Genomic DNA, 12,337 nt, shown 5'->3' on the forward strand with positions numbered 1-12,337 from the left:
TAGACACTCCTTCATATAGTTAAAACATACACCTTAGTATAGAGTAGATTGTTTTACTTGAATAGTAATATGCAAAGAATCAAGTCAATTAGGTTCAAATTCATGTCAGTCGGTGGTATCATAGAAGATGTTGTGAATGAACGTGTATCTCTATGTTCATTAGGTAGAACATAGAGAGTAAAGAAATCATGTACTTTATGTGAACATTGAGACAGACTCTATCTAAAAGAGGTAGAATAATAATTTGATATGTAATGCAAAATTTGTCGCTTTCTAATGGTAAAGCGTGTAGAAATTAAGAGAGAAAAGGAATTAAGATGAATGGAACAAAATCTAAAAACGGAGCAGAAACTACAATCTTCCAAGAAGTCATTGGAGAAGTCCTCACGCTCTTCTATTTTAGCTCAGACAGTAAAAACAGGAATCATTAAATCCAATTTAATCCCAATGTGGGCTGGTTTAACACTAGGTATGTACAAAAATAAAATGACTTTTGTAGAGAATATACCTGAAATTATTTTCGCAACGATTGGCTCAGCACTTGTTATTGGTGCTGCTGGGGCATTTAATAATGTGTATGACCGCGACATCGACGCTGTAATGCCACGTACGCAAAGTCGGCCAACAGTAACTGGTGAAATGTCAGCTAAATCAGCGTTAACTTTAGCTTTTGCCATGCTCATTATCGGGGCAGCCGTGTTGGCACTTGCTTCTCCATTAGCTGCAGGTTTTGGTCTCTTAGGGGTATTTTTATATGTAGTACCTTATACAATGTGGACAAAACGACATACGATTTATAATACGGAAATAGGGAGTATAGGTGGGGCGATTCCAGCTTATATTGGTTGGGCCGCTGTTTCTTCTGATATTACACATCCTGCGATACTTGGCCTATTTTTAGTTATGGTTATTTGGCAGATGCCCCATTTCTATGCCATTGCCATTCGTAAGCACGCTGATTACGAAGCGGCCAGCGTTCCAATGCTTCCAGTTGTAAAAGGGATGCGACGAACTTATTATCAAACGAACTTTTATTTAATCTTATTAATATTATCAAGCTTATTATTTGGTACTTTAAGTGTAGGCATTATGCTTGTTGCACTATTGCTAAGCATTGCGTGGCTTATTATGAGTATTTACGGTTATCATAGTAATAAAGATCAAATAAAGTGGGCGACAAAAATGTTTGTTTTCTCACTTATCCATATGACAATTTTATTTACAACAGTTATTGTATACTCTTTAGTAGGTGTTATTTTTAAATTGTATTAAACCTATATCTAGCACGAAAAGCCAACAGGTTATTCTACACTTGTTGGCTTTTCCTTTTCCACCGATGTTATTTGACGACTTGGCCATTCCAATGCGTGTAACATACCTCCAAAAACAGCTCCACCATCAATACCGATAATATTATTTTCACCAAAATAGACACTGTAATCTGTTGGATTTTGGCGAAGTCTATAGGTAGGTGTATGGCCAAAGATTACAGTTTTCTCACCTTGATAACCTACATGAAAATCTTCACGAATCCATAGAAATTGTATAGGATCTGTCTCTGCCAAAGCTATTCCAGGCACAACACCGCCATGTACAAAAATGGCATCCTCTAATTCGATGTAAGTATCAAAAGTTTCGATAAGTTGTAAATGTTCTTCGAGCTTTGGTAAGGTCTGAATAAAGCTAGATAATGAATCGTTTTCAATGGCTTCCTTAAAATCGTCTAATTGATATCCATAGCTTGCAAGTGTTGCATCGCCACCGCAAAGTCCCACCCAATGATTCCAGGGCTTAGGATGGCCAGAGCGACAAGCTTTTAGCATTATGGCTTCATGATTTCCTAGTAGAACACGTGCACCTTTTGCTTGCAATTCACCCACTAAGTTTAAAACGCCACATGATGCAGGTCCTCTATCAATATAATCGCCAAGTAAAAATAACTGATCTTGCATAGTATCATAATTAGCTTTTAATAATAATTCTTCAAAAAGTTCTAATTCCCCATGTATATCACTAATTGCTAGTATTCGATCCATAAAAGAGCATCCTTTCCAGTATTAGAGAAGCTATTATTAAGTATAGAGAATAGTTTTACAAATTTCGACTAATGTAACTTTAACCAAAAGGTTGAAGGTAAGTTTCTCACTCCATACTATCGGTTTCTAGTTACACTTTAGCATATGACAAAGTGATTCCATTTCTTTATTCATTTGTCTTTAGGGTTTGAATAGTGAAGGGAGAGAATTATATGCTACAGCCATCTCAGCAAAATATGAAGAAAATAGTGATGTCATTTTAAATAGATTTATCTTCATCCAGTGATATTTTTGTATCGAAAGAAAAAGATATCCTCCCTCTAAATCCGGGAGATGAAGGTAATTTAAAGACACAAGGTATAAAGGCATTGTGAATAGGGCTAGAAGGGGGAGAGGAAGCCATAAATAAAGAAAAAGAGCGATAGCGGCACAAGTGTAGCATTACAAAGGTTTTTGCAATGCTAATACTACTTGTGCATAACGTAAAAGTATTTGTATGTAATGCTTCTACGTTATGCAGAGTATTTAATTATTCTTGAAGCTTTTCCCATGCTTGCTTGGCTATTGACTCGTCAAATGTTGATACTAGTCGATAGTTTTCTGTATCTAAAATTCGAAAATGCTGACTAATGACATTTTGCTGTAAGCGATAACCATTGTACTCGCTAAGATTTTTCCACCATATGTATCCACCCATCGTTTTTTCCTTAGGTTGTAGTGTTCCGTTATTAGCGATTAAGTCGACAACCTCAAGTGGATCCCCGCCAAGCTCATGCTGTAAAATTGAGCTTTCTCGGCATAATGCACAAACTGCAACCGTTGTAGTCCAGCCAGTATGAATACGACCTTTTTCAATTTGAACAAGTGTTTTTTTAGAGAGGCCTAGTAAATCACTCATTTGATCCTGTGTTAAATCTTTTTCGGTACGGATTAATTTCAGTTTTTCTGAAATAAGTGTGATTAATTGTTCACGATCCATCCAAACACCCTTTCTTTCAGATAGTTAAATACTATTATACATGAAAGTGTGAAGAGGTGGTTTCTGTTTCGAGAGTAACTGAGGTTAAATTGCGAGTAGAGAAGTTAATCATTGTAACGTAAAAAAAAGACTGTCCCTCAATCTATTCATTGGGACAATCTGTTGGATGTTTAAATCTCGTATTTTTTCGTGTCAGAAATAACTCGGAAATGAATACCTTTAATTTGAGCGCTTACTTTATGACGTAGTGTATCAATATCTACTAGCTCATCGTTATCATTGACACATTCTGCAATTTCTTGTAATAGCATCGTAAATGCCTCTTTGAAGAGTAAACGCATATTATCGAAATCTAAGCTACGGAAGTTTCCGTCAATATCAAATGCCTCTACAGAATTTAATTGCTTTGAAGCACCAGCAAAGCGATCATCGTACACCGTATAGTTTTCATCTGTTACTACGATAATATATAATACTTCACCTGTAATTGTTTTTAATTCAATGTTAGTTTTGTGTTTTTTGACGTCGGTAATGATGTGAATACCGTCCGAATGATATAGCTTAAACAATTTCATATGTAATACCCCCTGAAAATAGAATCATATCCATATAATTATTATATATGGATATGCCTAATAATGGAATAAGAAAAAAGTATTTGGAAAAACTGGAATAGCCCTATTTGAATGATAATTGTAATGCTAAATTGTTAAAAACTATCAAAAAATTGTATCGTATTATGCTTCTAATACAGTAGGCATAATATTGCGAAGGGGACGAACCTCGATGAAATGAATTCGATGGCCTTGCTGCTCATAAATACTAAATAGATATGGGGCTAGCTCAATATTTTTAGTTGCTTTAATGCCATTATTCACTGTTAAAAACCAACCGCCCAATGTTTCGACTTCTTCTGCTTCAAGTGTCACATTTAATAGTTTTTCAACATCTTCAATAAGCATTTTTGCATTTAAAATATAGTGATTGTCACTTACTTTTCGGATTTCTGCAATTTCATCATCATCGAATTCATCACGAATCTCACCGACAATTTCTTCTAAAATATCCTCGACTGTTACAAGTCCTGATGTCCCACCGTATTCATCCATTAAAATGGCTAAATGAATTCGCTCTTTTTGCATACGCACAAGTAAGTCTTGAATTGGAATAGTTTCAATTACTCGTATGACAGGATTAATGAAATCTTCAAGGACTAATGAATCATCTGTAAGTTGTTCAAGCAAACCATGAGTAAACAATTCCTTGGCATTGATGAAGCCTAAAATATCATCACGATCACCATCATAAATAGGATAACGAGTATATTTTTCAGCAGCGATAAAATGAATCATATTTGTAAAAGATTCATTTTTTTCAATTCCAACAATCTCTGTTCGAGGAACCATAATTTCACGAGCAATACGTTCATCAAATTCAAAGACATTATTTACAAACTTTAGCTCTGTTTTATTGATCTCACCATTTTTAAAACTTTCAGATAGCAGTAATCGTATTTCTTCCTCTGTATGTGATAACTCGTACTCAGAAGCAGGCTTCATACCAAATATGCCAACTAATACTCGAGCTGAGCCATTCAAGAACCAGATAAATGGATACATCACTTTATAGAACAACATAATAGGCTTGGCAAAATGAAGTGTAATCGTTTCAGCTTTTTGAATCGCAGCAGTTTTTGGTGCCAACTCCCCGACAACAACGTGTAAAAATGTTGCAATGGCAAACGCACTCCCAATTGTAAAAGCCGTCATATATTTATCTGAAATGCCGATCAAATCAAAAAGAGGGTGTAGCATAAATTCAAAGGTTTTTTCACCGACCATCCCGATACCAAGTGCTGTTACAGTTATACCAAGCTGACAGGCAGATAAGTACTCGTCTAAATGATTAACAACATACTTTGCAGAAATGGCTCTTTTATTGCCTTCCGCAATCAATTGGTCAAGCCTTGAGGAACGCACTTTTACAATGGCAAATTCTGTTGCCACAAAAAATCCAGTTAAAGTTAATAAAATGGTGAAAATCGATAAGTTGAGTATGGTCTCCAAATAGTCGTTCTGTATGAACAGAACGTCACCTCCTAATTATGAATAAGTAAAAGTAAAGATTGCATGAGTGCAATACTTTCGGGTGAAACATTTTTTTTTATTTTTTCAATATCTTTATTATCTTGTTTATTTATTTGTTCAAGTAGAGAAGTTACATCTTGCTCTAAATCTTGCATTTTTACACGTAGCATTTGTACATTGATTTCTTCATACGGAGTGATGTTTAGTTCATGTTGTATTTCTATGAGTGAACGACCTTGTTGTTTACGTTGCTCAATAAAATGAAGTCGTTCAATCATTGCAGGGGCATAGTAGCGATAATTGGATGCAGAACGTTCTGCTTCTAATAAGCCGATGGTTGTATAATAATCGATTGTTCTTTTTGTAATGCCTGTTTTTTCTGCAAGCTCGCCAATTTTTAATTTCTCTGTCCCAATGCAAACACCTCCAAACCATCACGTGATACTTTGATTATAACTTGCTGGTTTAGTTAGTTTCAAATAGAAGAGCCCGATATTTCTAAATTGTAAGATTTCTTGAGGGAAGTGGACTTATTTACAAAAGAACTGCCACCGGGCGAGATTGTTTTAGGCGCAGATGTTATAATTATATTTTGGACATCAACAATACAATTTTCTATTCTGAGCTCAGTAACTGTCTTTTTATATTTATTCCTCAGACTATTTGAAAAGATATAAAGAGTAGTAATAGCAACAATCTTTTAGAAAACAGCTTAAAAAAACAATCTCATATATTGAAATTTGCTACTGATAATTTATATAATGTCAATCGTTACAGTGTATAAGGGAGGTTATTATGAAGAAGTTATATAAGCTTATCACTATATTGCTCACGGCAGTATTTGTTTTTTTCCTTTGCTTACACTTACTAATCGTGTCTCAAGGCAAAAATACTGCGATAGAAAATGCAGATTACCTCATTATTTTAGGTACACGTTTATCGGGGGATCAACCGTCTAGTCTGCTGTTCGAGCGCATCAAGACCGCAGCTACATACTTAAAAGAAAATCCAAATACAATTGCAATAGCTTCTGGTGGCCAGGGGCAGGACGAAATTGTGTCTGAAGCTTCTGTAATTAAAGAATCATTAATGCAATTAGGTATTGATGAAAAACGTATCATCACCGAATCAAAATCTACTCGCACTCTTGAAAACTTTCAGTATTCATTGGATTACATAGACAAAGATTCCACAGTTGTAGTTGTGACAAACCGATTCCATCTATATCGAGCCGAATCCATTGCTGAAGATTTAGGACTTAACGTTACCGGTTTACCAGCTGCAACACCTTCAGAATATCGTATTAAGTACTACTCCAGAGAATATTTAGCTATCGTGAAGTATTATTTAGAAAAAATACATATCCTCACCTAGCATCACATTCTTCTTGCGATTCACGAAATATCAAAACAAAAAGACAGAATTTAATCTACATGCGTTGTAGATTAAATCTGCCTTTTTTTTAACAGTAACAATCTTTGAGGAAACAGCTTTGTTTAAAAGCCACGGAGTTTATTTTTGTAAATATGTATCATATAGGTGATGAAGCGCATCTTCACCAGTCATTTCTAGAATAGTTTTGTCATTAAAAATAAGTGTTACATTTGTGAGAGTGCTATCAATTTTATTGTTCTTAATAGTGCACGTAACCCTTACTACTCCTGTTTCTGCTAGTTGTTTTTTCATCGAATCATCCCACGGTTGTTCAGAAAATAGAGGTGCTTGCCATGTGCCCCTCACATGAAGCTCATTTTTTTCAGCGTCATAATCCCAGCGTACGTCACGTAAAATAGTTTTAAATAGGTCATTAACCGTAAAAGATGTATCTTTATAGTTAATGTCAATTGCTCGTATAGCATGTACATCACGACCAACTGCACTAGCTGCAGTTTCTGCTGCTGAATTTATGCCTGAAACCGCTTCTTTAATTTCAGATAGTCGATTATCACAGCCAGCTAGCAACGCACAAAGACATGTTATACAAGCTACCTTTGTCATCCATCTCACAAGTAGTCCCTCCAATATTGCAAGTTGTTACTACTATATTAACGAAAAGAAAACTGTGAAGAAAGGGCATGAAGGCGGTAGATTGTGACGGTTTTGCAACGATGCGATCTTCACTAGAATGTACGAGGAATTGGAAGTTTAAGTATCTGAAAATTTAGTAAAATTATCTTCGTTCAGCATATGTTTTAGTGGCGAAAGCGAAGCGTTAGCTACAAATGTTTTTGCATCGATAGGTACAGTAAACTTTCACTTCTGAAGGTGGTGAGATGAATGCTGGTGTAGTTTATTTTCCGTAAGTGTCCAAGCACCAGCTGAATGAAGATAAGCCTCCGGCGGATGTCACGGATTTTGAAAGGAATGAATTGTGCGGGCACAATTCAAAATCCGGACGCAATTTCGCCAAGGCGAAATTGATAAAAGAAAAGGAGCGGTTTGTGATGAAGATTAATGATGAATTACTTGAGCGATTAGGAACTTATTTCGTGTACCATGCTGTTTATGATAATTATGGCATTACCTTTGAAAATTTTGTGGAGCGTTGGTTACGAGGGATACTTGATGTATAAAAGATGAAGAGTCGTGTTCTATGCATGAACACGACTCCTCTTTTTATTTAAAATAATTTGAGATAAATTGGTTGGCTTCTTGCCAGTTATAAACTCGCACGACATTGTCCGGAACAGCAAGACGATTATATGGAGTGTCAAATAATACGACCGGTATTTTTAATTCCTCCGCAAGCATGACCGCATTATCATGTTTATCTTCAAAAAATGCCTCAACACCATGCTTTTTTGCTACAGAAACCTTATCATGACTACCGATGAGCTCGATATGATCGTACGGAATAAATTGTGATTTAAACCAATTTACCGTAACCTCTGATACATTTTCACCACGAGCAGAGATGTAATAAAGTTCGTAGTTTTCTTTCCACGTATTTAAAATATCTTGTGCATCTTTAGCAGCTTCAGATACTTCGTACATAAACGGCTCATTTTCTTTAAACCATGTATTAAATGCTACACGATCAACGGGGTGGGGGAATGCTGATAAAAAATCATATTCGCACACATCGTCAAGCGTAATATTTACATTGTATTGTTTATTTATATGTGGAATGAGTGTACTAGGACATGTCACTGTTCCATCGATATCAATACCAAAGCGGGGCTTTTTCATGCCAGCACCTCCTTAGGCGTTTGCTTTTTCTGCTTCTTCAGCTGCGCGTTTTTCTGCCATTTCAGCTGCTAATTTATCGATTTCCTTTTTCAACTCTTCAACCATTGTTTCTTCAGGCACTTTACGAACTGTTTTGCCCTTCATAAATAGTAAACCTTCACCACGAGCACCAGCAATACCGATGTCGGCTTCGCGTGCTTCACCAGGACCGTTTACCGCACAACCAAGAACAGCGACTTTTAACGGTACATTAAGTTTGGAAATATATTCCTCAACTTCGTTGGCAATTGAAATTAAATCAATTTCGATACGACCACATGTTGGGCAAGAAATAAGGGTTGCCATATTAGAAGCAAGACCGAATGATTTTAATAGCTCACGTGCTACTTTTACCTCTTCAACAGGGTCTGCAGATAGTGAAATACGTAACGTATTACCAATACCTTTTGAAAGGATTGCACCAAGGCCAGCCGCTGATTTTACAGTACCAGCAAATAATGTACCTGATTCAGTAATTCCTAAATGTAGAGGATAATTAAATGCTTTAGCCGCTTTCTCATAAGCTTCAATTGCTAAATTTACGTCTGATGCCTTCATTGATACGATAATATCGTGGAAGTCCAAGTCTTCCAAAATTTTAATATGATGAAGTGCAGATTCTACCATACCATCTGCAGTAGGGTAACCATATTTTTCTAAAATGTGACGCTCTAATGAACCAGCGTTTACCCCGATACGGATTGGAATACCTTTAGCCTTAGCTGCATTAACAACAGCCTCCACTTTTTCTTTACGCCCAATATTACCTGGGTTAATACGAACTTTATCGATACCATTTTCAATCGCTTTTAATGCTAATTTATAGTCAAAGTGAATATCAGCTACTAATGGAATATGGATACGTTTTTTAATTTCTGCAATCGCATCAGCTGCACGCTCATCTGGTACTGCTACGCGAACAATTTGACAGCCTGCTTCCTCGAGACGAAGAATTTCTGCTACTGTTGCTTCGACATCATGTGTTTTTGTTGTACACATACTTTGAATGAATAATTCATTACTACCACCTATTGTTAAGTTACCGACACGCACGGGACGTGTATTTGTACGGTGACAAATTTCACTCATTAACTTTCTCTCCTTTTCGGGCCATACTTTCGACCGTCACTGACATTTATTTTAGCAGTGTAAGAAAATAAGGACAAGGAAGAAACGCTAACTTTTCATTTTCCGCATTTATTTTCAAATTCAAATGACAGAGGAAGCTTAATATTTTCACCAGGAATAAGTGCCTGTAATTGTAAGTGTGGGTTTAATTCATAAAATAGCTGTAAACGTTCAGGGAAGGTCATGGGTACTTTTGCAGGATGAAGTGCAAATAAACTGTGAATGGTATCGCCTTGTATAGTCTGTATAGTGATATAATTTGGCTCTCGCTGCTTTTCACAAAGGGCGTTTTCTGTATTTTTCGGATACAAGGTAGCAAAATGTAATGATCCTTCTGTTAAATCTACTTTCACGACAAAAGCAAAAATAATGATGATAGCTGTTAACACTAAAGCACGCAAAAAATCCCCTCCTTTTCTAACACTATATTTAGAAGAGAGGGGAATCATGCACATTATTTTTTTGCAATTGGTTGTTTTGGATATTTTGTGATGGCTACGATTAATAGAGTCACGGTTAAAAGTAGAGAAAAAACAGAGATAATTGTACTGTTAATCGGTAGATAATCTGATAGCATACTTATAAGAACTGCCCAAGTCATGGCAAATGTTGTTGTACGCCAAATATGACGGTATTCTCCGCGACGCTTCATAACTTTTAAGATAAATAGTCCTGCCAGGGCATAAAGGGCAATTTGTGCAAAAATAAGCATCGTTGTAAAAACAAAAAGCATGATGAATGTCACGGGGTATAATAACCATTTAACGCCTTCTATGTATTCAGTTATACCATTTAAACTATTCATATCAAATGTATCAACAGACATACCAGCCGTAAAACGACCAAAAGAGAAAACTGTAACAACAGTTATTAGAAGAAAGGTATATTGAATGACTTTTCCGATAGGTAATATACGATAGGCAGCAAGTTTTTTGGGATGAATTAAGCTATCGATAAATAGTTGTGAGTGTTTCATAACATATCTCCTCCAATCGCTATTTTACCATGTTCAACTTTGACAAGATATGAAATAAGTAATAATAACTGAGAATACGATAATTAAATGTTAATATTGTGTAAAGAAGTTAAAGGTTTTCTTTACTTTTTCTATACTATCATTTAAAGATTAGGAATAGAGTAGTAGAGACGTAGGAATTGGAGCGAATACAATTGACAATAGATTGGCAAAGCATACTGTTTCAATTTTTAGGCGGTTTAGGAGTCTTTTTATTTTCCATTAAATTCATGGGGGATGGGCTCCAAAAATCGGCAGATGATCGACTGCGTGAATGGCTGAATCGTTTTACAACAAATCCTTTAATGGGAGTGTTAGTAGGCATTGTTGTGACGGTTTGTATCCAGTCGAGCTCTGCAACGACAGTGATTACAGTTGGCCTAGTTAGTGCAGGGTTTTTAACATTGCGTCAAGCAATCGGTATAATCATGGGAGCAAATATTGGCACGACAATAACCGCATTTATTATCGGTATTAATATTGGGGTTTATTTTTATCCGTTATTGGCAATTGGTGCTGGGTTGTTATTTTTCTTTAAGAAATCAACATATCAGTATATCGGGCAAATATTATTTGGCTTCGGGGGATTATTTTTAGGATTAGAGTTAATGAGTGCAAGCATGCAGACACTTCATCAATTAGCGGACTTTGCATCATTAACGATCCATCTAAGCGATCAGCCAATTATAGGGATTTTTTTAGGAACAGTTTTTACATTGCTTGTTCAAAGCTCAACAGCGACTGTTGGTGTGCTACAGGGCTTATATGCTGAGCATTTAATTGGCTTAGATAGTGCTTTACCTATTTTATTTGGTGAAAATATAGGTACGACCATTACAGCAGTATTAGCTTCACTTGGTGCTTCTATATATGCTAAACGTGCGGCAGCGGCACATGTGCTATTTAATATTATAGGTACTTTTATTTTCATGGTGTTCTTTACACCATTTATGCATTACGTTCAGTGGATTAGCGGGCTATTCCATTTAGAAGCGAAAATGCAAATAGCCATAGCGCATGGCTCATTTAACATTATTAATATGATGATTCAGCTGCCATTTATCGGAGGATTGGCTGCGCTTGTCACGAAGCTAGTTCCTGGCCATGATGGAAATATTGATGTGACAACGAAGCATTTAGATCCATCATTCATTGATTCTTCTCCAGCGATTGCACTTGGGCAAGCGAAGGAGGAGGTGTTACGTATGGGAGAGCATGCACTTCATGGTTTAGAAGAAACATTTTTATATATGAAAACAGGTGAGGCTGCTCATATTCCTACAGTTTTACAACTAGAGATGGCTCTAAATCATTTAGATAAGGAAATCACGAATTATTTAGTGATGGTGTCTAAGCAGCCACTTTCTCGTGCAGACTCAGTAAGACACCATACACTTCTAACAAATGTACGAGACATTGAACGTATTGGTGATCATTTTGAAAATATTTTAGAGCTTTTACAATATAAAGATCATCATGAGGTAAATTTAAGTAAGTCAGCTCGACAAGATTTAATAGGCATGTTTAGCTTAGCTATTGAAGCTGTACGAAAAAGTATAGCGGCTCTGGATACAGCTAGTTTGAGTTTGGCACAGGAAGTAACTGAGCTCGAAAGCTTGATAGATGATATGGAAGATAAGCTAAGACAAAAGCATATTGCACGCTTAAATACAAATGAATGTAATGGAGCGGCGGGAATCGTCTATACGGATATCGTTAGTAATTTAGAGCGTATAGGAGATCATGCTGTAAATATAGCTGACTCTATTTTAGGAATTAGACATTAGGGCGTAATTGTTGCTATAGCTGCGCTTTCGCTACAGAAAACAACCGCTGAATGAAGATAAATGAAACCTTTAGCTTT

General features: G+C 36.1%; 14 protein-coding genes. 4 read left to right on the plus strand and 10 right to left on the minus strand.

Going from position 1 to position 12,337, the window contains the following annotated elements; translation table 11 throughout:
• Positions 1-321: 321 nt before the first annotated feature.
• On the plus strand, positions 322-1,272 hold the full coding sequence (cyoE, locus tag ACQKMV_RS20000) for a heme o synthase (RefSeq protein ID WP_427506040.1): 951 nt from the start codon (positions 322-324) through the stop codon (positions 1,270-1,272).
• Between the two features lie 29 nt (positions 1,273-1,301).
• On the opposite strand, the gene ACQKMV_RS20005 is transcribed toward cyoE, so the two are convergent.
• The 5 genes from ACQKMV_RS20005 to ACQKMV_RS20025 form a co-directional block, all read right to left on the minus strand.
• Positions 1,302-2,036, minus strand: a complete 735-nt coding sequence (locus tag ACQKMV_RS20005; protein WP_427506041.1) for a metallophosphoesterase — start codon at positions 2,034-2,036, stop codon at positions 1,302-1,304.
• A 529-nt stretch (positions 2,037-2,565) separates the two neighbouring features.
• The gene (locus ACQKMV_RS20010; protein WP_427423176.1) at positions 2,566-3,015 is read right to left on the minus strand and encodes a helix-turn-helix transcriptional regulator; all 450 of its coding nucleotides are present in this window, start codon (positions 3,013-3,015) and stop codon (positions 2,566-2,568) included.
• A gap of 170 nt (positions 3,016-3,185) precedes the next feature.
• Entirely contained in the window at positions 3,186-3,590 is a 405-nt protein-coding gene (locus ACQKMV_RS20015) for a hypothetical protein (protein ID WP_427423175.1), read from the minus strand.
• Positions 3,591-3,752: 162 nt separating this feature from the next.
• Complete coding sequence (locus ACQKMV_RS20020; RefSeq protein ID WP_427506043.1) at positions 3,753-5,081, minus strand: hemolysin family protein; 1,329 nt, start codon at positions 5,079-5,081, stop codon at positions 3,753-3,755.
• 32 nt (positions 5,082-5,113) lie between these two features.
• Positions 5,114-5,518: a MerR family transcriptional regulator gene (locus tag ACQKMV_RS20025; protein WP_427506074.1), complete on the minus strand. Its 405-nt coding sequence runs from the start codon at positions 5,516-5,518 to the stop codon at positions 5,114-5,116.
• A gap of 379 nt (positions 5,519-5,897) precedes the next feature.
• Here ACQKMV_RS20025 and ACQKMV_RS20030 point away from each other — a divergent pair, with 379 nt between their 5' ends.
• Positions 5,898-6,476: a YdcF family protein gene (locus tag ACQKMV_RS20030; RefSeq protein ID WP_427506045.1), complete on the plus strand. Its 579-nt coding sequence runs from the start codon at positions 5,898-5,900 to the stop codon at positions 6,474-6,476.
• A gap of 138 nt (positions 6,477-6,614) precedes the next feature.
• Here ACQKMV_RS20030 and ACQKMV_RS20035 read toward each other — a convergent pair whose 3' ends face one another.
• Complete coding sequence (locus ACQKMV_RS20035) at positions 6,615-7,100, minus strand: hypothetical protein (RefSeq protein WP_427506076.1); 486 nt, start codon at positions 7,098-7,100, stop codon at positions 6,615-6,617.
• 446 nt (positions 7,101-7,546) lie between these two features.
• Here ACQKMV_RS20035 and ACQKMV_RS20040 point away from each other — a divergent pair, with 446 nt between their 5' ends.
• Positions 7,547-7,675 carry a hypothetical protein gene (locus ACQKMV_RS20040; RefSeq protein WP_427506046.1) on the plus strand — a complete coding sequence of 43 codons (129 nt, stop codon included), beginning with the start codon at positions 7,547-7,549 and terminating at the stop codon, positions 7,673-7,675.
• A 43-nt stretch (positions 7,676-7,718) separates the two neighbouring features.
• Here ACQKMV_RS20040 and ACQKMV_RS20045 read toward each other — a convergent pair whose 3' ends face one another.
• The 4 genes from ACQKMV_RS20045 to ACQKMV_RS20060 form a co-directional block, all read right to left on the minus strand.
• The gene (locus ACQKMV_RS20045) at positions 7,719-8,291 is read right to left on the minus strand and encodes a 5' nucleotidase, NT5C type (protein WP_427506047.1); all 573 of its coding nucleotides are present in this window, start codon (positions 8,289-8,291) and stop codon (positions 7,719-7,721) included.
• Positions 8,292-8,303: 12 nt separating this feature from the next.
• Complete coding sequence (ispG, locus tag ACQKMV_RS20050) at positions 8,304-9,419, minus strand: flavodoxin-dependent (E)-4-hydroxy-3-methylbut-2-enyl-diphosphate synthase (RefSeq protein ID WP_427423170.1); 1,116 nt, start codon at positions 9,417-9,419, stop codon at positions 8,304-8,306.
• A gap of 95 nt (positions 9,420-9,514) precedes the next feature.
• A complete protein-coding gene (locus tag ACQKMV_RS20055) occupies positions 9,515-9,859 on the minus strand; it encodes a hypothetical protein (RefSeq protein WP_427423169.1) in 345 nt (114 codons plus the stop codon).
• Between the two features lie 53 nt (positions 9,860-9,912).
• On the minus strand, positions 9,913-10,434 hold the full coding sequence (locus tag ACQKMV_RS20060; protein ID WP_427423168.1) for a DUF1189 family protein: 522 nt from the start codon (positions 10,432-10,434) through the stop codon (positions 9,913-9,915).
• Between the two features lie 194 nt (positions 10,435-10,628).
• On the opposite strand from ACQKMV_RS20060, the gene ACQKMV_RS20065 reads away from it, so the two are divergent.
• On the plus strand, positions 10,629-12,260 hold the full coding sequence (locus ACQKMV_RS20065) for a Na/Pi cotransporter family protein (RefSeq protein ID WP_427506048.1): 1,632 nt from the start codon (positions 10,629-10,631) through the stop codon (positions 12,258-12,260).
• The last annotated feature ends 77 nt before the right edge of the window (positions 12,261-12,337 follow it).

The sequence above is a fragment of the Lysinibacillus sp. NPDC094403 genome, assembly GCF_050278745.1.
In the GTDB taxonomy this organism is placed as follows: Bacteria; Bacillota; Bacilli; order Bacillales_A; family Planococcaceae; genus Lysinibacillus.